21 protein-coding genes are annotated in these 19,539 nt (G+C 61.2%); 14 read left to right on the forward strand and 7 right to left on the reverse strand.

Annotation, left to right across the window (positions count from 1 at the left end):
- The first annotated feature begins 106 nt into the window (after positions 1–106).
- Both HX817_RS03290 and HX817_RS03295 read left to right on the forward strand, forming a co-directional pair.
- The gene (locus HX817_RS03290; RefSeq protein ID WP_177039788.1) at positions 107–877 is read left to right on the forward strand and encodes a helix-turn-helix transcriptional regulator; all 771 of its coding nucleotides are present in this window, start codon (positions 107–109) and stop codon (positions 875–877) included.
- A 103-nt stretch (positions 878–980) separates the two neighbouring features.
- The gene (locus HX817_RS03295; protein ID WP_008432936.1) at positions 981–1,361 is read left to right on the forward strand and encodes a helix-turn-helix transcriptional regulator; all 381 of its coding nucleotides are present in this window, start codon (positions 981–983) and stop codon (positions 1,359–1,361) included.
- Positions 1,362–1,378: 17 nt separating this feature from the next.
- On the opposite strand, the gene HX817_RS03300 is transcribed toward HX817_RS03295, so the two are convergent.
- A complete protein-coding gene (locus tag HX817_RS03300) occupies positions 1,379–2,317 on the reverse strand; it encodes a GlxA family transcriptional regulator (RefSeq protein ID WP_008432938.1) in 939 nt (312 codons plus the stop codon).
- 116 nt (positions 2,318–2,433) lie between these two features.
- Between HX817_RS03300 and HX817_RS03305 the strand changes: the two genes are divergently transcribed.
- Complete coding sequence (locus HX817_RS03305) at positions 2,434–3,228, forward strand: SDR family oxidoreductase (protein WP_008432939.1); 795 nt, start codon at positions 2,434–2,436, stop codon at positions 3,226–3,228.
- A 6-nt stretch (positions 3,229–3,234) separates the two neighbouring features.
- Here the strand turns inward: HX817_RS03305 and HX817_RS03310 are convergent, their stop codons facing one another.
- The 3 genes from HX817_RS03310 to HX817_RS03320 form a co-directional block, all read right to left on the reverse strand.
- Complete coding sequence (locus tag HX817_RS03310) at positions 3,235–4,617, reverse strand: amidase family protein (RefSeq protein WP_256348642.1); 1,383 nt, start codon at positions 4,615–4,617, stop codon at positions 3,235–3,237.
- A 235-nt stretch (positions 4,618–4,852) separates the two neighbouring features.
- Positions 4,853–5,617: an amidase family protein gene (locus tag HX817_RS03315; protein ID WP_177039789.1), complete on the reverse strand. Its 765-nt coding sequence runs from the start codon at positions 5,615–5,617 to the stop codon at positions 4,853–4,855.
- 123 nt (positions 5,618–5,740) lie between these two features.
- On the reverse strand, positions 5,741–6,799 hold the full coding sequence (locus tag HX817_RS03320; RefSeq protein ID WP_003211475.1) for an MBL fold metallo-hydrolase: 1,059 nt from the start codon (positions 6,797–6,799) through the stop codon (positions 5,741–5,743).
- A gap of 124 nt (positions 6,800–6,923) precedes the next feature.
- On the opposite strand from HX817_RS03320, the gene HX817_RS03325 reads away from it, so the two are divergent.
- From HX817_RS03325 to HX817_RS03340, 4 genes are all read left to right on the forward strand, one after another.
- Positions 6,924–7,544: a TetR/AcrR family transcriptional regulator gene (locus tag HX817_RS03325; RefSeq protein ID WP_003211473.1), complete on the forward strand. Its 621-nt coding sequence runs from the start codon at positions 6,924–6,926 to the stop codon at positions 7,542–7,544.
- A gap of 188 nt (positions 7,545–7,732) precedes the next feature.
- Positions 7,733–8,791: a diguanylate cyclase gene (locus HX817_RS03330; RefSeq protein WP_177039790.1), complete on the forward strand. Its 1,059-nt coding sequence runs from the start codon at positions 7,733–7,735 to the stop codon at positions 8,789–8,791.
- 239 nt (positions 8,792–9,030) lie between these two features.
- A complete protein-coding gene (locus tag HX817_RS03335) occupies positions 9,031–10,350 on the forward strand; it encodes a PAS domain-containing methyl-accepting chemotaxis protein (RefSeq protein WP_177008446.1) in 1,320 nt (439 codons plus the stop codon).
- Positions 10,351–10,430: 80 nt separating this feature from the next.
- The gene (locus HX817_RS03340; protein ID WP_003211469.1) at positions 10,431–10,946 is read left to right on the forward strand and encodes a DUF1003 domain-containing protein; all 516 of its coding nucleotides are present in this window, start codon (positions 10,431–10,433) and stop codon (positions 10,944–10,946) included.
- Between the two features lie 105 nt (positions 10,947–11,051).
- Here the strand turns inward: HX817_RS03340 and HX817_RS03345 are convergent, their stop codons facing one another.
- Positions 11,052–11,936 carry a LysR family transcriptional regulator gene (locus HX817_RS03345; RefSeq protein ID WP_087693145.1) on the reverse strand — a complete coding sequence of 295 codons (885 nt, stop codon included), beginning with the start codon at positions 11,934–11,936 and terminating at the stop codon, positions 11,052–11,054.
- Between the two features lie 79 nt (positions 11,937–12,015).
- On the opposite strand from HX817_RS03345, the gene HX817_RS03350 reads away from it, so the two are divergent.
- Both HX817_RS03350 and HX817_RS03355 read left to right on the forward strand, forming a co-directional pair.
- Positions 12,016–12,711, forward strand: a complete 696-nt coding sequence (locus HX817_RS03350) for a CTP synthase (RefSeq protein WP_177039791.1) — start codon at positions 12,016–12,018, stop codon at positions 12,709–12,711.
- Positions 12,708–13,031 (forward strand): antibiotic biosynthesis monooxygenase, encoded by a 324-nt coding sequence (locus HX817_RS03355; RefSeq protein WP_134327189.1) that lies wholly within the window; start codon positions 12,708–12,710, stop codon positions 13,029–13,031. Before HX817_RS03350 ends, HX817_RS03355 begins: the two co-directional genes overlap by 4 nt.
- 206 nt (positions 13,032–13,237) lie before the next feature.
- Here the strand turns inward: HX817_RS03355 and HX817_RS03360 are convergent, their stop codons facing one another.
- The gene (locus HX817_RS03360; RefSeq protein WP_008432956.1) at positions 13,238–13,561 is read right to left on the reverse strand and encodes a DUF2025 family protein; all 324 of its coding nucleotides are present in this window, start codon (positions 13,559–13,561) and stop codon (positions 13,238–13,240) included.
- A gap of 232 nt (positions 13,562–13,793) precedes the next feature.
- On the opposite strand from HX817_RS03360, the gene HX817_RS03365 reads away from it, so the two are divergent.
- Together HX817_RS03365 and HX817_RS03370 are read left to right on the forward strand one after the other, a co-directional pair.
- The gene (locus tag HX817_RS03365) at positions 13,794–14,921 is read left to right on the forward strand and encodes a glycerophosphodiester phosphodiesterase (RefSeq protein ID WP_177039792.1); all 1,128 of its coding nucleotides are present in this window, start codon (positions 13,794–13,796) and stop codon (positions 14,919–14,921) included.
- Positions 14,922–15,599, forward strand: coding sequence for a helix-turn-helix domain-containing protein (locus HX817_RS03370; RefSeq protein ID WP_177039793.1), 678 nt, complete (start codon positions 14,922–14,924; stop codon positions 15,597–15,599).
- Here HX817_RS03370 and HX817_RS03375 read toward each other — a convergent pair.
- Positions 15,540–16,469: a sterol desaturase family protein gene (locus tag HX817_RS03375; protein WP_177027665.1), complete on the reverse strand. Its 930-nt coding sequence runs from the start codon at positions 16,467–16,469 to the stop codon at positions 15,540–15,542. The two genes, HX817_RS03370 and HX817_RS03375, sit on opposite strands and share 60 nt — an antisense overlap.
- Positions 16,470–16,609: 140 nt before the next feature.
- Here HX817_RS03375 and HX817_RS03380 point away from each other — a divergent pair, with 140 nt between their 5' ends.
- From HX817_RS03380 to HX817_RS03390, 3 genes are all read left to right on the forward strand, one after another.
- On the forward strand, positions 16,610–16,915 hold the full coding sequence (locus HX817_RS03380; protein WP_003211453.1) for a PepSY domain-containing protein: 306 nt from the start codon (positions 16,610–16,612) through the stop codon (positions 16,913–16,915).
- Between the two features lie 185 nt (positions 16,916–17,100).
- Positions 17,101–18,276 carry a GAF domain-containing sensor histidine kinase gene (locus tag HX817_RS03385; RefSeq protein ID WP_177039794.1) on the forward strand — a complete coding sequence of 392 codons (1,176 nt, stop codon included), beginning with the start codon at positions 17,101–17,103 and terminating at the stop codon, positions 18,274–18,276.
- Between the two features lie 100 nt (positions 18,277–18,376).
- Entirely contained in the window at positions 18,377–19,399 is a 1,023-nt protein-coding gene (locus HX817_RS03390) for a transporter (protein WP_102369741.1), read from the forward strand.
- Positions 19,400–19,539 lie beyond the last annotated feature (140 nt).

The raw sequence follows: 19,539 nt of genomic DNA on the forward strand, positions 1-19,539 counted from the left end.
CCTTCAGTATCAGGGAGAGCTGTCGACGATAGAGACTCAAGGCTTGGCCCGCTTGCGCATGTCGGCCAATAATGTGCGAGATATTGCCACTTCCGGAATCAGCTCCATGCGCAACGTTTCCATCGCTCAGCTCGACCTGACCCCGCGAACGGTCGTGGCAATCGGCACCGACTATCCCCACGGCTATCTGCTCAAGCGCCACAGCCATCGGCGCGGCCAGTTGTTGTATGGCGCCACCGGGGTGATGCAAGTCAGCACCCAGCAAGGCAACTGGGTTGTGCCGCCCCAGCGCGCGGTGTGGATTCCCGCCCAAGTGCCCCATGAAGTGCTGATGCTCGGCGTGTCGACGCGCAGCCTGTATATCGAACCGCACGCCGTCACCGACTTGGGCACCGACTGCCACGTCATCAACGTTTCCCCCCTGATGCGCCAGCTGCTGATGGAGGCGGTGGAGCTGCCGCTGGAATACGACGAGGCCGGGCGCGACGGTGCGCTGGTCAGCCTGCTGTTGTATGAACTGGCACGCGCCACGCACTTGCCCCTGCATATCCCGCTGCCGGAGGAACCACGGCTGCTTGAGCTGTGCCTGACGTTTCTGCAGCGGCCGGACGTGCACCAGTCACCGGTTCAATGGGCGCAACAATCGCACCTGAGCCTGCGCACCTTCAGCCGGCATTTCCGCCAACAAACCGGCCTGAGCTTCGTGCAGTGGCGCCAGCGAGCCTGTGTTGTGCAGGCCTTGGCGCGGTTGGCCAGCGGTGAAAGCGTCACCCGGATCGCCCTGGACCTGGGCTATGAAAACCCGGCGGCATTTTCCAGCATGTTCCGCCGGGTGCTTGGGCAGTCACCGAGCACCTACCTGGAAGGGGCGAAATAGAGCGGCGGCAGCGCTATCGGAAAATCCAGTTGATGAGCGGTCAAAACAACTGTACAAAAACACAGTATAGTTTGCCTTCCCCCGTCGAACCTGGAGAAAGTCCATGTCCTCTCTGGCAATGAGCAGCACTGTAGAACAGCAGATCGTCCTTCATCAATTCACCCCACGGCACAGCGTCCAGGCCCGCCTGATGCTGGGCTGGAGCCGGGAAGACCTGGCCCGGGAAGCGGATGTGGAAGTGGACGCCCTTCAACGTTTTGAAAGCCATGGCGACGTGGACGATGCTGTCCGCCTGAGTGTGGCGTTTCGCCTGGAGGCTGAAGGGTTGGTGTTTTTCCCGGGCTTTGCGCCGGGTTGGGGGATGAATGTGCGGGGCCGCGCCAGCACTCCGGCACAACCGGCCGCCAAAGGGATCATCTCAAGGTTTCTGGATTCAACAGCGGCGTCCATTGACCCAACAACACCTCAGCCCAATGGTGCATAGCGCGCAAGGCCATCAACTCACGCCTGCAACTGCAACGCCCGACGGATCATTTGTGGCGGTTGGCCAAACGCTCGCAGGAAGGCTCGACGCATGCGCTCCGGGTCACCGAAGCCCGTCTCCCGGGCGACGACGTCGATGGAGTGGCTGCCGGATTCGAGCATCAACCGGGCGGCTTCAATGCGCAGGTGTTCTACCGCCTTGGCCGGCGATTGCCCGGTTTCGGCGCGGAACAGTCGGCTGAACTGACGCGGGCTGAGGTGTGCCGCTTGCGCCAGTTGTTCTACCGAGAGGTCCTCGTGCAAGTGCCCTTTGGCCCACGCCAGGGCGGTTTGTACGCGGTCGGACTTTGGGTCCAGTTCCAGCAACGCCGAGAACTGTGACTGGCCACCGGCACGGCGATGGTAAACCACCAGTTTTTTCGCCACGTCGCGGGCCACTTCCACGCCCAAATCGTGCTCGACCAGGGCCAGGGCCAGGTCGATGCAGGCGGTCATCCCGGCAGAAGTCCAGAGCGGGCCATCGACGGTGAAGATCCGGTCTTCCTCCAGCTTCACGTTGGGGTAGCGCTGGCGAAACGTCATGGCGTGGTACCAGTGGGTGGTTGCCTTGCGCCCTTCCAACAGGCCGGCCGCCGCCAGGTGGAACGACCCGGTGCAGGCCGACGTAACCCGGCGCGACGCCGTCAATGACGCTTGCAGGTACTCCACCATGCCGGGAGTGGGCTCAAGTAGTTCGTTGTCCCCCAGCACCAGGATCGTGTCGTAGACCTGCTGCCCGAACGCCAGGCTATCAATGGCAAAGCCCATGGAGCTTTTTATCGGCCCGCCATGCTCCGACAACAAGTCCACGCGGTAGAACGGTCGCCCCACCACGAAGTTGGCAAATTCGAACACGCTGCTGGTGGACAGGCTGAGCACCTGGAAACCGGGAAAAAGCAGGATACCGACGGACACCATGGCCAAACCTCATGTCTCTAAAGGAGGGATATATGACATTGCAGCCACCACATTACACCCATAATCTTGGTTCCAACAAGGCCGATCCCCTCCCCGGCCCATTTGGAGCAACTGCCATGTCGCAACACAAAGGTTATGCCCTGATTACCGGTGCCTCGTCAGGAATAGGCGCGGTGTATGCCGACCGCCTGGCCCGTGCCGGCTACGATCTGATTCTGGTGGCCCGCAACCAGCAACGTCTGGAGCAGTTGGCAACACGCTTGAAAGCCAATACCCAGCGTGACGTGCAAGTGATAGCGGCCGATCTCAATCTGCCAGCCGACTTGGCGCGAATCGCCCGGATCGCGCACGAAGACAGCCGTATCAGCCTGCTGGTGAATAACGCCGGTGTGGGCGCCACGGCTTCGCTGCTGGAGTCGGATGCCGACAAAATGGACGCGATGATTCTGCTGAACGTGCTGGCGCTGACCCGCCTGGCCAAAGCCGCGGCAACCAACTTTGTCGCCCAAGGGCGTGGCACGATTATCAATATCGGCTCGATTGTCGCTCTCGCTCCCAAAGTGCTGAACGGCGTGTATGGCGGTACCAAAGCGTTCGTGCAGGCGTTCAGCGAATCGCTGCAGCATGAGCTGAGTGACAAGGGCGTAGTGGTCCAGGTGGTGCTGCCAGGCGCTACCGCCACGGAGTTCTGGGACATCGCCGGCCTGCCTGTGAACAACCTGCCGGAAGCCATGGTGATGACCACCGAAAACCTGGTGGACGCCGCCCTGGCAGGCCTCGCCCAAGGCGAAGCCGTGACGATTCCGTCCCTGCCGGACAGCGCCGATTGGGACACCTACGAAAGCGCACGCCTCGCCCTGGGCCCGAACCTGTCGCACCGTGAACCCGCCGCTCGTTATGGGTTGAAGTAATCCGGACTAGCGCAGGCCGGGTGTAAACGCAGGCTTCCTGATTGCATGGGAGGCCTGCTCATACCCGTAGGCGACCGACAGCAACGTGGCTTCGCTCAAATTTGCCCCATAAAAGTGAACGGCCGTTGGCATCCCTTCATCGTCCATTCCCGATGGCATGGAGATACCGGGATAACCGGCCACTGCCGAGTAGTAGTAACTGTACGAGTGAAAATTGGACACTATTGCATCAAGCTTATGCTCGGCCAGTGGCTTATCGATGGTGCTTTTGAAAATCGGGCCGATGGCAGCCCATAACTCATTGCGCGCCTCATCACTGATATCCATCCCGTTGATCATGGTGAGCATCTGTTGATCCGGCACACCCGGACCGCTGTTGCGCTCGTTGAATTCAATCAGCTCAGCCAGCGACTTCACCGGCAAGCCTGCCCGTCCGGCCAGGTAGGCTTCAAGCTGGTGTTTAACGTCCGATAACAACGCGTCGTTATATTGTTCATGGGTTTCGTACGGGACGCCCTCACCCAGTTGACCCACGGGTACCAATGTCGCGCCCTTGCCTCGCAGCAACGTAATGGCATCCTCGAAGTGCTGCCTGTCGGCTTTTTTCGCCGGGTCGTTGGCATCTTCTGCTGATAACTTAGGCAACGGCGTATAGCCGATGCGCTTGCCCACCAAGGCGTCAGGCTTGATTCCCTGGGTGTAGCGGTTGGTATCCGTCATCGCATCCAGTGCTTGCGCCGCATCACGCACGTTACGGGTGAAGGTGCCCACCGTGTCCTGGCGGGAACTGGTCATCACCCCTTCGGTACTCACTAATCCTTCGGTCGGTTTGAAACCAATAACACCGTTGTAAGCCGCCGGCGTAATGATTGAACCATTGGTTTCGACCCCCAATGCCAAGGGCACAATCCCTTGAGCAACGGCTACCGCAGAGCCCGTACTCGATCCCGCCGCCTGGCCATCCAGCCGATGCGGGTTGAGGGTCAGGCCGCCCCTGGAGCTCCAGCCATCAACCGGCGCCTCAGAGCGAAAATTGGACAATTCGCTCATGTTGGTTTTTCCAATAATCACCACGCCAGCCTTCAGCAGGTTGTCCACCACCTTGGCGTTCCTTGAAGCGGGCCTGCCCACCAACGCCATGGAGCCACCGCTGGTCTGCATCTTGTCGCCGGTTTCGAACACATCCTTGAGCGCTATCGGAACGCCATGCAAAGGCCCGCGCACTTTGCCTTCGGCCCGTTCCAGATCCAGCGCACGGGCTTTCACACGAGCGTCAGGATTGATTTCAATGAACGCATTGCCGCCCTGCAAGCCCTTGTCCATGTTGGCGATCAGCTTCAGCGAATCCCTCACCACCGAATCGGAACTGGCCCCATTGGGCCGGGTCATGGCCGCTGCCAAATCGTCGGCACTCCTGTAGGCCTGTGGCGGGTTCACCACTGCATCGAAAAGCCCCGCTGCCCATCCCGCGCCCAAACCTGGTCCGATCATAAATACTCCCCGCCTGCCTGAATGTTGGGAATACCGTTCGATATCCCTGCCTCAGTCTAAGAAGCGAAATACTCGATGACTCGGGGGCAACTCTTACCGCGGCGTACGATCACTCTCCCCATGGCGTAGGCCCTTAAAGCCGCCCTAGAACCTGCTGACAACCTCGCACCAACGCCGCCAGACGATCTCTGGACCAGTGCGCACCATAGAACCAGACGACCCTCGACACCCCGTCGACGTCGGTGCCCGCGGGCACGCTGAAGCGTGGGTTATCGGCAGTCGCTGCTTTGTGGAAAGCAACACCTTGCGCATCCGCCACCACCCCATCCAGGCGGTTTTCCGTGACCCGGTCGTTAATCTCATTGCCGGGGTCCAGGGTGAAGTGACGTGTGTCATCGGTCACCCGCGCCGTCACAGGCACCAATTGCGCACCGGCTGCACGCAGTACGTCCAGTACCCGGGCAAAGTGCGAGCTGTGTTTGGCGGGTTTGCGCACATCACCGGTAACGTACTCGCTGGCAAAACCAATACGGCTGCCAGCCAGGGGCGGTGTGTTGATCAGATGACCCGGATCAGCGACGGGTGGAATCTCCACCATCACCCGCCCCTCGGGGTCGACACCGCTGAGGGCAATCAGTGATAACGCGGGATCGCGCACGCTGTGCATCATGGGGCCAGGGAGGTCGAGCCTGGGGCCGTAACCGCCCGTGGAGCCAAACTCCAGGCCGCCCTGGTGAGTGGCCGAATTGACGATCGTACCGGCCGCATGACTGCCAAACACAACACCCTGGCTGGCAGTGGGGGCGCAAGGCTGGGGAGTACAACTGTCCCCCGATCCTGAAGGCTTGAACAGGCAGCGCACGCCCGGCCCCGTGACCTTCCTACTCTTATCGTCCATACACTCCCACGCCCCGGAATAAAGTTTCGAGGCGTGATTGCATCCCTTCAGCGAGGTGGATGTCTGTCGGAAATGGCTGGTTATGGCTCGTTCAAAATCCCTGAGCGCGCGATCAGACGGTGATTATCCGCTGACGTGCGCTTCACTGCCCTGATGCTCGACTTCCAGCCACCAGGCCTGCCCGCGCTCCGGCTGGTTGAGCATGAACGCCTGCCCCATCGCCGGTGTGGTGATCGACACGTTACGCTCCCATGCCAGCGCCATGATGCGGTCGAAGGGTTCGTGCCATGCATGAAACGCCAGGTCGAACGTGCCGTTATGGATCGGCAGCAGCCAGCGGCCCTTCAAGTCGATGTGCGCCTGCAGGGTTTCTTCCGGTTGCATGTGCACGTGGGGCCAGTCGACGTTGTAGGCCCCCGTCTCCATCAGGGTCAGGTCAAACGGGCCGTACTGCTCGCCGATACGCTTGAAGCCCTCGAAATAGCCGGTATCACCGCTGAAGAAAATTCGCCGTGAGCCGTCGATCATCACCCACGAACACCACAGCGTCTGGTTGCCATCGAACAGGCCGCGCCCGGAAAAGTGCTGGGCCGGCGTGGACACAAAACGAATCCCGTCCACTTCAGTGCCCTGCCACCAATCCAGCTGCCGCACCTTGCTGGCATCCACGCCCCACTTGACCAGCGTATCGCCCACACCCAGCGGCGCGAGGAAATAGCGGGTCTTGTCCGCCAGTTGCACCACCGCCTTGTGGTCCAGATGGTCGTAGTGGTTGTGGGAAAGAATCACCGCCTCGATCGGCGGCAGGTCCTCAAGGCTGATCGGCGGCTGATGGAAACGCTTGGGGCCCGCCCAACTGAACGGCGAAGCACGCTCGGCGAACACCGGGTCGGTCAGCCAGAACTTGCCGCGCATTTTCAGCAGCACGGTGGAATGGCCGAGGCGGAAAACGCTATGGTCCGGGGCGGCAAACAGTTGCTCGCGAGTCAGCGGCTGCACCGGGATCTCACCCACCGGGCGCGTGCTACGGGGCTTCTGGAAGAGCATCTTCCACATGATGCCCAGGGTCTTGCCCAAGCCGCCATGCTGGATGGGCTTCTGATTGGTGAAGTGACCTTGATGCTGTTCGGAAGACTTGGGCGCTGTAGAAGAACTGTCGAGACGGGTTGAGATCGTGGCCATTACCGAGGAACTCCTGCAGACTGCTCTAAAAATTACACTGCACAGTGTAGTTTCTAGATTGCAACAAAACCGGGAGCAAGTAAACTACCGAGTGTAAGTTTCCCTTCAGAGCCGAACTCCCACCATGACTGTACCCCTGCGCCTCACCGACCGTAAACGCGAAGCCATCGTGGCAGCCGCCATTGCCGAGTTTCGTGACAACGGGTTCGAGGTCACCAGCATGGACAAGATTGCCGCCACGGCGGGGGTTTCCAAGCGCACGGTGTACAACCACTTCCCGAGCAAGGAAGAGCTGTTCGCCGAGATCCTGCATCAACTGTGGGCCAGCAGTGTTGCGCAACTGGACGTCAGCTACGCCAGCGACCGCCCGCTGCGGGAGCAACTGCGCGGGTTGCTGCAGGCCAAGATGACGATGATGTCGGACGCCAACTTCCTCGACCTGGCCCGGGTCGCGATTGCCGCCACCATCCACTCGCCGGAACGTGCCCAGGACATGGTCAACCGCCTGAGCAAGCGTGAAGAAGGCTTCACCCAATGGGTACGCGCCGCCCAGGAAGACGGCCGGCTGAGCTGCACCGACCCATGCTTCGCCGCCCACCAGGTGCAAAGCCTGCTCAAGGCCTTTGCCTTCTGGCCACAGATCACCCTCGGCCAGCCGACCCTGGACGCCGACGCTCAAGCGAACGTCATCGAGTCGGCCATCGACCTGTTCCTCGCAGGCTATGAGGTCGTGCCGCAGCACTGACCTGTTGCAGGAACGACATCCAAGGTCGTTTTTATCTGATTCGCCGCGTGTCCTTTGCAAATGGCCTGGAAGGACACTGATTATTCCCACGCGAATAACTGACAATATTCACACGTATTATCCGACCAGTGGTTTTCCCGATCACGTGTGCCGTCGTACCTGCAAAAAAAGAATCGACCCAGGAATCTATGGAAAACCAACGAGGCAAAGGGCTGTCATTTGCCAGACGTATCTACAGGCCAAGGATCATCGGCCTGGGCATCGGCTGCATCAGCGTCATCGCCGCGCTCTACCCACTGCAAATGCCAGGCTGGGTCTGGGCGTTGCTGCTGTTCAATGGTTTTGGCTGGGCGCACCTGGCCTATCAACTTTCGACCCGCTCCGATTTCCCCTACAAGGCGGAACGGCGAAACCTGCTCTACGACTCACTGCTCGGCGGGTTCTGGGCGGCGACTACACAGTTCACGCCACTGACGGCCGTGACCATCCTGTCGATGATGACCATGAACAACGTCGCCGCCGGCGGCAAACGCCTGTTCCTCCACGGCGTCGTGGCGCAACTGGCGGGTATCGGCGTGTCCTGGTTGCTGTTTGGCATCCACTTCAATCCCGACGTCAGCCTGGTCCAGGTCTACGCCTGCCTGCCGATGCTGACCCTGTATCCCATGGCGCTGGGCATGGTCTGCTACCGCCTGGCGATCAAATTGTCGGAACACAAACGCGCCCTGAGCGCCTTGAGCCGCACCGACAGCCTCACCGGCCTGCTCAACCACGGTTCGTGGAAAGACCTGCTGCACCTGAAGTTTCACAAGTGCCAGCAACAACATGGGAACGCCACCATCGCACTGATCGACATCGACCATTTCAAGCAGATCAACGACAGCTATGGGCACATCATCGGTGACCAGGTTCTGCGCCAACTAAGCCTGGAACTTCGACGCAACCTGCGGGCAAACGACCTGGCCGGGCGATACGGCGGCGACGAGTTCTGTGTGATTCTTCCTGACATGCCCATGGAACAGGCCGCGCAAGTCATGGAACGCATGCGCGAGGTGTTCAGCAATTACCGCAACCCGGAAATCCCCGAACTGCGGGTCAGCCTGAGCATTGGCCTGGCGTCTTTCCAGAGCACCTTCACCGACGCGGCCATGTGGCTCAACGCAGCGGACCGCGCGCTGTACGCGGCCAAGGACACCGGCCGTAACCGAGTCAATATCAGCGACTACGTGGTCGCCCATTCCGCCTGAATCCCGCCCTCTGCATCTCGTCTGAATTAAACGCGCCCGTCGCCGACCGATAGCATAATGCCGCCATTGGTCGACTGGCATAGAACTTCTTGCCGGCCATACGACTCAGAACCCGCTGTTCCACCCCGCTGCCAGCACAAGGAAGCTGGCAATGAGCACGTTTGCCGTATGGCCAGGCCTTACGGTGGCAGGCGCCCCCATGGATACCCCTGACGCTTGCTTCCCCCGAGCACACGACCATGCTATTCAACGCCCATAAAAAAACCATCAGTACCCTGCAAGCCACCCTTGCCCAGCAAGCCAGCCTTCTCGACGCCATCGACCGCTCCATGGCGGTGATTGAATTTGATCTGCAAGGCACAGTCCTGCGGGCCAACGAGAATTTCCTCAAGGCCATGGGCTACACCGCCGACCAAGTCGTGGGCCAGTCCCACCGCCTGTTCTGCACCCCGGCCTTTGCCCGCAGCGCCGAGTACGGCCAACTGTGGACGCAATTGCGCAACGGCCAATTCCAGTCCGGGACCTTCGAACGGGTGACCAGCGGCGGCCAGCCGATCTGGCTGGAGGCCAGCTACAACCCGGTGCGCGACGAGTCCGGCAGCGTGGTGAAAGTGGTGAAGTACGCCATGGACGTCACCCCGAAAATGCAGGCCGAGAGTGAAGCCAACGCCAAGTTGCAGGCCATCGACCGCGCCATGGCGGTGATCGAGTTCAACCTCGACGGCACCATCATCAGCGCCAACCAGAATTTCCTGCAGCGCATGGGCTACAACCTGGCGCAGGTGCAGGGCAAGCATCACCGCATGTTCTGCACACCGGAGCTGGCCAACAGCAGCGCCTACAGCGATTTCTGGCGACGGCTGAACCAGGGTGAGCTGTTCAACGGCCAGTTCGAACGCATCGACAAAAACGGCCAGGTGGTGTGGCTGGAAGCCAACTACAACCCGGTGTACGACGCCAGCGGGCGCCTGTGCAAGGTGGTGAAATACGCCTCCGACGTCACGGCCATGGTGGAGAAACACGCGGCCGACGCGCAAAGCGCCACCCAGGCTTATCACATCTCGCTGCAAACCCGGGACATCGCCGAAAAAGGCGCCGAGGTGATCCAGCAGACCGCCACCGGCATGCGTGAGATTGCCGCCAATATCGACGGTTCTTCCGCGCTGATCGCCAAGCTGGGCGAGCGTTCGCAGCAGATCACCGCCATCGTCAACACCATTCGCGGGATTGCCGACCAGACCAACCTGCTGGCATTGAACGCTGCCATCGAAGCCGCACGCGCCGGCGAACAAGGGCGTGGCTTTGCGGTGGTGGCCGATGAAGTGCGGCAATTGGCGGCGCGCACCAGCGGTTCAACGGCCGAGATTTCGTCGATGATCGAGATGATCCAGACCGAAACCCGCCAGGCCATCGACAGCATGGACGGTACCCGCGACCGCGCCGCCCAGGGCGTGGACCTGGCCAACCAGGCCGGCACGGTGATCCTGCAGATTCGCGAAGGCGCCAGCGAGGCGGTGCAGGCTGTGAGTGCGTTTGCCAATGAACGGGGCAACAGGTAAGCGACAGGCTTCTTCATGTGCCAGGCCGAGGGCTCGGTCTATAGTGGTGGCTTGTCTTACGCCACGGATTCGAGCCCGCCATGACCCCGGATAAACCTGAAGCCAACGTTGACCACCTGCGCTTTCATCGTAAACACGCCCATCTCGCGCCGACCTTTGGCAACGACACCTTTGCGTTGAAAGCCGAAGCCTTCGCGCGCTTCTTTGGCACCCCGACGTTCCTGGGGGCGCAAACGGCAATCGTGATTCTGTGGGTCGTGCTCAACATGACCGGCATCACGCACTTTGACGTCTACCCGTTCATCCTCTTGAACCTGGCGTTCAGCCTGCAATCGGCCTATGCCGCCCCCTTGATTTTGCTCGCCCAGACCCGCCAGGCCGCACGGGACAAGGCCCAATCCGACGCCGACGCCCAGCACCGCGAAGCCCTGGCCGTGGCCAACACCGAACGCCAGGCCCAGGCGGCGCAGACCACCAAGCAACTGCTGGAACTGTTGGAGCAGAACACCAAGCTCACCGAGATGACCAAACAACTGACCGAACGCATCGAAGGGCTGACCAGCGAAATGCACGACCAATTCGTGCGCAAGACCTGACCCTGCCACACATCCCGTGTGGGAGCTGGCTTGCCTGCGATTGCATCACTGCGGTATGCCTGATGCACCACAGCGCCTGTATCGCAGGCAAGCCAGCTCCCACAGTTATCTCACCGGCAAGCGCACATGCTGGCCCAACTGATCAAATAACGTCACCACCGAGCGCAAGGCCCGGCAATCGGGGCGCGTCAGCAGCCACAGGGCGGTGTCGTGCCCCACCAGCGGCGGGCTCAACGGTTGCAGGTCCGCGCCCAGCAGGTAATCCGGCAACGCGGCCACGCCGAGTCCCGCGCGCACCAGCTCGGTTACCGAAACCATGCTGTTGCATCGATAGGCCGGCATCACTCCCGGCAAGTGCTGGCGCCGCCAGGTGACGGTGGGGTGATCCGGCAGGAAGTCATCCGGCGCGATCCAGTTCAGGGCCGCCAGTTCCTCCCCCGCATGCTGGCGGGCATAGTCGGCACTGGCGCACACCCGATACGACACCGTGCCCAGGCAACGTCCTACCAGATGCTCGGGCGGTGCCTTGGTCAGGCGCAGGGCGATATCCGCATCGCGGCGACTGAGGTTGGCGAAGTCATTGGACGTGCTCAGCTCCAGGGTCAACGCCGGGTAGCCCGGCATGAACTGCGCCAGGGCCGGCAGCAACAGTGACTGCAATACCGAGTCCGTGCACGTCAGGCGCACCGTGCCGCTGATCACTTCACCGCCCTGCTCCACTCCCACACGTGCTGCCTCCAGCGCCTGTTCGGCACGTTCGGCCTGCTCGGCGAGGGTGGTGGCCAAGGTGGTGGGCAGGTAGCCGGCGCGGCTCTTTTCGAACAGCGTCTGGCCCAGCGCCGTCTCCAGCCGCCGCACCGCGCGAAACACCGTAGACACATCCACCCGCAGCAACGCCGCCGCCCGCGCGAGCGTGCCGCCGCGCACCAGGGCGAGGATCAGGGAAAGGTCGGGGTAGTCGATCTGATAGTGCACCGCTGCATTGAACATGTGTGTTAACGCCAATATTGATTGCGTGAGCGCCAATCTATAGTGAGCGCCAGGACTCAACAAGCCACGGATACCCTCGATGAATAAAACCACCCTGCACCTGGCCCTGATCGGCGACTACGATGCACAGGTCACCGCCCACCAGGCCATTCCCCTGGCGTTGCAACAGGCCGGCGCGGCGCTGGGCCTGACGGTGCGGTTCGACTGGCTGGCCACCGACACGATCAAATCCACCGAACAACTGCAGCACTACGACGGCTTCTGGTGCGTCCCCGCCAGCCCTTACCGTGATCTGGACGGCGCCCTGCTGGCCATCCGTTATGCCCGTGAACAGCGGCGCCCTTTCCTCGGCACCTGCGGCGGTTTTCAACACGCGGTGCTGGAATATGCCCGCAACGTGCCGGGCTGGGCCGACGCAGAACACGGCGAACTGGCTCCCGATTCGCCCCGTGCAGTACTCACGCCCCTGACCTGTGCGCTGGTGGAAGCGACCGACACCATCCGCTTGATGGCCTATACCCGCATCGCCGAGGCCTACGCCACCCTCGATATCCATGAAGGCTACCGTTGCCGCTATGGCATCAATCCAGCGTTCGAAAGCGCATTGCTGGAAGCCGACCTGATTGCCAGCGGCCATGACTCGGCGGGCGACCTGCGGGCGGTGGAGTTGCTGGGCCATCCGTTTTTTGTCGCCACCCTGTTCCAGCCGGAACGTGCGGCGCTTAAAGGCGTCACCCCGCCGTTGGCCATTGCGCTGCTGAAGGCCTGCGCATGATCGCCAAGACACCCAAACCGCCGTACTACGCCGTGGTGTTCAGTTCATTGCGCACTGAAGGTGACAACGGTTACGGACAAGCCGCCGACCGCATGCTGGAACTGGCCCGGCAACAACCCGGGTTTCTTGGCGTGGAATCGGCGCGCGGGGACGACGGGCTGGGCATCACGGTGTCCTACTGGAGCAGCGAAGCGGAGATCCTGGCCTGGAAGCAGCACGCCGAACACACTGAGGTGCGCGAACAGGGCCGCGCCACCTGGTACTTGGCGTGCCATACGCGGGTGTGCAAGGTGGAGCGGTCTTACGCGTTCGAGCGCTGAAACCTCAGCCCGTGTAAAACACTTAATGTGGACAAGGGAGGCTCTGTGGTGAGGGCGCTTGCTGTAGTGAGGGAGCTTGCTCCCGCTGGGCTGCGAAGCGGCCCCAAAATCTTGGGAGCGCTGCGCACTCCAGCGGGAGCAAGCTCCCAAGCCACAGCAAGCTCCCAAGCCACAAAAAGCGCTCCAGCCGCAGGGCTATGCGGCACTCAACTGACCAGACTGCGCACCGCACTGATCTGTGGAATCTCCACCCGACGCATGTACACCCGCAGCGGTTCCGTGATGTTGATGCGATCGTCGATGTTCTGGTCCAGCAACAACTGGATCCGCTCGCGGGACAAGGTCATGGCCTGCCCGTCGACCGGCAGCCAGACAAACTCGGCGGTTGGGATGATGCCGTCATCGGCCACGTCCATGCCGAAGGAGTCTTCGCTGAAACGGACGATGTACTGGCCAGTCTTGCGGTTCAGGCCGACAAAACCCTGGAGTTGGTCGGCGGCCTGGCAGATAAGCTCGGAGGTGATGCGCATGGTAAACCTCACTGAAAAGTCCTACTTGGACTGGAAAGATGGTTTACACGCGTGGCAGGAAAATCTGCCCTCTGATGGGGCAATTCAAGGCAAGAGTACTGCATCGCACCGCACAAAAGTGCAGAAAAATGGCCGGTGAACACGTTAATGTCGGTTTGGTGATAGCGCCATTCGCAAGCAATTGTTAAAAAGGAGCCCTTCTCAAAGTTACCTCCACGAAAGGACTTCGCATATGCCTGTCACGTTTACCAAGAGTGCCCTGCTGCTGGCCCTGATGCTGGGCCTTGGCCACGCACAGGCGGCAAGCCCGATCAGCCCTATCGAATTGGCCACCAACGAAGGCATTCCGCACCCCGCCGTGATTGCCCACCGTGGCGCCTCCTTCGATGCACCGGAATCCACCGCCGCCGCCTACAAAGTCGCGCGCGACCTGGGTGCCGACTACTTGGAAATGGACCTGCAGCGCAGCAAGGACGGCGTGCTATTCGCCCTGCATGACAACAACCTGCAACGCACCACCGACGTCGCCACCAAGTTCCCGGAGCGCAAGGACAGCCCGGCCAACGAATTCACCTGGGCCGAGCTTAAAACCCTGGACGCCGGCAGCTGGTTCAACGCCGCCTACCCGGACCGTGCCCGCCCGGGCTTCGTCGGCCTGAAAATCCTCAGCCTGGACGAAATCATCAAGATCGCCGAAGGCAACCCGCAGCACAAACCCGGCCTGTACATCGAAACCAAGGAGCCGAAGCAATTCCCGGGCATCGAGGCCGACCTGAAGAACAAGCTGCTGGATAAAGGCTGGTTGAGTTCCACCGGCTCCAACCAGGCCCAGAAAAACATCGGCGTCGGCCAGGGCAAGGGCCGCGTGGTGCTGCAAACCTTTGAGAAAGACAGCCTGAAAGAACTGCAAAAAGAGATGCCCAACACCCCGAAAATCCTGCTGTTGTGGATAGGTGAAGGCAGCATCGAACCGAAATCCAAGGTGCCCTTCGCCGAGTCCGGCGAGCCGAGCAAAGCCGCCTACTACGCCAAGCAGGAGCCGAAGGACGCCGCCGAGTTCGAAAAATGGATCGACGAGGCCAAGAGCCTGGGCGCCATCGGTACCGGCCCTTCGGCACAGCTGACCAACCTGGGCGACCAGAGCTACTCCGACCTGGTCAAACCCGAGATGAACCAGTTGACCCACGACAAGGGCTTGCTGGTGCACGTGTACACCGTGGATGAGCCGGTGGACTTCGACAAGGTCATGAAAGCCGGCGTCGATGGCATCTTCACCAACCGCGCTGCCGAACTGCTGAAGTACTACAAGCGCTGGCCGTCCTCGAGTGTGGCCGACCTGCTGCAGGACAACGGTTACTGAGTGAGCCCCGAATGGTCAGGTCGCCTGTGGCTGGGGCCTGACTACGGGCTGATCCAGGGCACACCGGGGCGCACCGCGCCCCATGCACACTATGCCCATCAGCTGATGTTCTCCGCGGGCGGGCCGGTCACGGCCAGCCTCGATGGCCGTGCCATCACGGCCCATCGCCTGTTTATCCCGTCCAGAATGCCCCACGCCATCCTCCAAACCCATGGTGAGGTATTGATGGTGTATGCCGAACCCGGCGCCTTTGATATCGCCCCCTTGCAGGCCGCCCTGGCCGACAGTGAACGGTCCCTGGAAGCACTCGAGCGCACGCTGCGCCAATTGCCGAGACGCGCACTGGAAGATGCCAGGGTGGAGCGCGCGCTGTCGGCGCTGGATCAGCAACTGAGTGGCAAGGTCTCGGCCCAAGCCCTGGCACAGGCGGCGCACGTTTCGTTAAGCCAGCTGGAACGTTTGTTCGCCAACCAACTGGGTTTGCCGGTACGTCGCCTGGTGTTGTGGCGGCGCTTGCGAGTGGCGCTGGGACTGGCGCTCGGCGGCAGCACCCTGACCGAGGCTGCCCATGGCGCCGGGTTCGCCGATTCGGCGCATTTTTCCCGGACCATGAAACAACTATTCGGCGTCACGGCCGGGGCGTCGTTGCGCAACCTGCACGTACGAATCCTGGACTAGACCCGCGGGAACCGGCGGCTCCTTGCTCAATTGCACCGTCCTGAACGGATCGCGCAACTGCGCCACATACTCCCGCGGAAAATCCGGCCGGCTGCCAATCCCCAAGTCGCCCTGCCCCATTCGATAGTCATGGCTGTAAAACGCCGTGCCCAACAGCCAATCCCACAGATTGAAAAACAAGCCGAAATTCACATCCCCAGCCCGGCCATATTTCATGTGATGAAAACGATGCACCGGCGCCCAGGCGAACACCCAGCGCAGCGGCCCCAGGCGCATGTCGACATTGGAATGCTGCAACAGCAGCTGCACGGCAATCGCCAGGGCCAGCAGCAGCGCCACCTCCGTGGGAATGCCCAGCAGGATCAACGGCGCCAACCCGGCCGTGGCTTCCAGCATCTGGTGCAACGGATGCTTCATCAAGCCATTGAAGCCATACAGCCGTTGCACGCTGTGGTGCACCGCGTGCAGGCGCCACAAGGCAGCGACTCGGTGGCTGGCGTAATGCATCAGGGTGATGCCCGCATCGGCAATGAAGATCGCCAGCAGCAATTGCGCCCAGAGCGGCCACGCCCGCGGCCATACACCGTCGACGGCCAACAGCGCGGTCAGCACCGGCAAGATCAACAAGCCCGCCGCATTGAGGCCCTCATTGACCAACGCGTGAATCAAGTCGCGACGACGATCACCCTGGTTGCGATTCCACTGCGGCTCATAGGGCAACCACCACTCGGCGATAAACGACACCGCCACCGCCAGAACAAATACCAGCCCCAGCCACTGCAGCGCATCCCTCTGCACCAGCCACAGCGCCCACCCGATAAACCCCGCCCAGAACAAGGGCGCATACACCCAGGCCATTAACTGTTTCATCTGTGCCTCCCGTAAGTGAGACGCCAGCATGAAACCCCGCACTCGCCGCCGATTGAACAAACGGCGCAATCTTAAGGGTGAGTTAAGTTGCGCTGGTTAACCTGATCCCACTTAAACAGCTCACCCCAAAGGATCACACCATGAAAAACCTGACCGCTCTGTTCGCTGCTGCCGCCTTGACCCTTACCGCCGGTTTGGCCCAGGCCGATGTTCGCCCGGACCAGATTCCGAGCCTGCTCAAGTCCGGTGCCGTGATGGATTTTGAAAAGCTCAACGCCAAGGCCGTGGCCCAGCACAAAGGCGCCACCATCGTTGACACCGAACTGGAAGACAAAGCCGGCCGCCTGGTCTACGAGACCGAACTGCGTGACACCAGCAACGTGAAGTGGGACGTGAAGCTGGATGCCAAGACCGGCGAAGTCCTGGAAAACAAGCAAGACACTTGAGTTGAACCGCAAAAACGCCGCGCCGCCTTCGGGCCGCGCGGCTTTTTTATGCGCGCTCGTCGCCCAGAAGAGCAATTAGTCTAATTAGCGTGAACGAATTTGTACCTTACGCCGCCAAGCTCGCTAGAATCCCAACCATCAGCCAAGGCACAACGCCAGCAGCATCAGGACCGGAACCGTTCGCCATGGGGCAAAAAGCCGTCGACATTGCCACCATTGGCAGAATCAGCGCCGTCCCGGCGATTCTCCAGGTAGTCAGCGAGATGACCGGCTTGCGTTTTGCGGCCGTGGCCCGGGTCACCGACGATTCCTGGACCGCCTGCGCCGTGCGCGACCAACTGGACTTTGGCCTGCCCGTGGGTGGCGAGCTGGACCTGACCACCACCCTGTGCCACGAAATACGCGACTCCCACGTCTCGATCGTGATCGACAAAGCCAGCGAAGACCCGCTGTATCGCGACCACCACACGCCGCGCATCTACCACTTTGAAAGCTACATCTCGGTGCCGGTGTTCCGCACCGACGGGCGTTTCTTCGGCACCATCTGTGCCCTGGACCCGAACCCGGCGCAACTGCGCAGCAGCACCATCCAGTCGACCATGGAGTCGTTTGCCCGGGTGCTGTCGCTGCAGATCGAAGCCGAAGAAAGCCTCCAGCAGACCGAAGCCGACCTGCAGCAGGAGCGGGAAACCGCCGAACTGCGCGAACAATTCATCGCCGTGCTCGGCCACGACCTGCGCAACCCGCTGTTCGCCATCAACGTCGGCGCCGAACGCCTGCTGCGCAAACACCCGGACCCGGCCACCGACACCCTGGTGCGGCACATGCTGGCCAGCGGTCGCCGCGCCTCGCAACTGGTGGAGGACGTACTGGACTTTGCCCGCGGGCGAATGGGCAGCGGCATCCCGGTGAACATCAGTGAATGCACTGGGCTTGAAGACACTTTGCAGCATGTGGTGGAAGAGGTGCAGCACGTCCATCCAAAGCGGCTGATTCACGCCCGCATCAGCAATCTCAAGGGTGTGAAAGGCGACCGCGAGCGGCTCGCGCAATTGCTCTCCAACCTGGTCGCCAACGCCATCAGCCACGGCAATCCGCAAGGGCCGGTTGAAGTCAGTGCACAGGTCAACGCCGGCACGTTTGAGTTAACGGTGAAAAACCTTGGGCTAATCAGTGAGCAAGCCATGCCGCTGCTGTTCCAGCCCTACTCCCGACCGACGGGCGCCTTGCCCCAGGCCGGGCTGGGCCTGGGGTTGTACATCGTCAAACAGATTGCCGACGCCCATGGCGGGCGGCTGGAAGTGTCTTCCAGCGAGCAGGGCGGCACGGTGTTCAGCTTCAGTTTGCCCGCAGGCGATTGACGGCCACCTCAAACCGTCACAAAACCGTCAAATCCTGTTGCCATGATGCGCTCAAGTGAACCTGTGAAATTTCCTACAGGCACTTTCCCTGCGAGCCTCCATGAACCACAGCATCGACCACAGCCACCAGGACTCAGACCTGTTTGGCTTGCTCTACGGTTTTCGTTTCCGCCCCGGTGAAAAGGGCGAACAGATAGATTCAGCCACTGCCCTTGCGGCCTTGCAGCAACCCGGAGACCCCAACGAATTTCTCTGGCTGCATTTGAACCTGGCCCACGCCGCCTGTGAGCGCTGGATGCAGGCGCACCTGAACCTGCCGGAAGAATTCTTCGAAGCCTTGCACGAAGGCTCACGCTCCACCCGCATCGAACACGTGGACTCGGCCTTGCTGGCGGTGGTCAACGACGTGGTCTTCAACTTCAGCAGCATGGTGTCTTCAGACATTTCCACCTTATGGGTGTGCGCCCGCAGTCGGCTGCTGATCAGCGCGCGCCTGCAACCGCTGCATTCGGTGGACAAGCTGCGCTCGTCGGTTAAGGCCGGTGAACACTTTCGCTCGCCGCTGGAACTGTTGGTGCATTTGCTGCGAGACCAGGGCGAGGTGCTGACACAGATCGTGCGCAAGACCAGCCTCAGCGTCGACCAGATCGAGGACCAGTTGCTGTCGTCACGCCTGTCCACCAACCGCGCCGAACTGGGTGCCGCGCGCCGGGTGCTGGTGCGCCTGCAACGGTTGCTGGCGCTGGAGCCGGGCTCGTTGCTGCGGCTGCTCAATCGTCCGCCTCAGTGGCTGCAGAAGGAAGACGTGAAAGAGCTGCGCAAATCCACCGAGGAGTTTGCGCTGATCATCAACGACCTGATGGCGTTGGGTGAGCGCATCAAGCTGCTGCAGGAAGAGATCGCCGCCAACCTCAACGAACAGAGCAACCGCACGTTGTTCACCCTGACCGTGGTCACGGTGCTGGCGTTGCCGATCAACATCATTGCCGGTTTTTTTGGCATGAACGTTGGTGGCGTACCGCTCTCCACAGACCCGGAAGGCTTCTGGATTCTGGTGGCGCTGGTGGCAACGTTTACCCTGATTGCCGGACGCTGGGCGTTTCGCAAGCGCAAGGATTATTGAATTTGAAATGCGATCAAGTGTGGGAGCTGGCTTGCCTGCGATAGTGGTGGTGACTGATACACCGCTATCGCAGGCAAGCCAGCTCCACATTTGATCGACGGTGTTTTATAGACCAGCGGCAACTTCAATTCCCTAAACAC

Source organism: Pseudomonas sp. C6002 (assembly GCF_013385805.1).
Lineage (GTDB): Bacteria > Pseudomonadota > Gammaproteobacteria > Pseudomonadales > Pseudomonadaceae > Aquipseudomonas.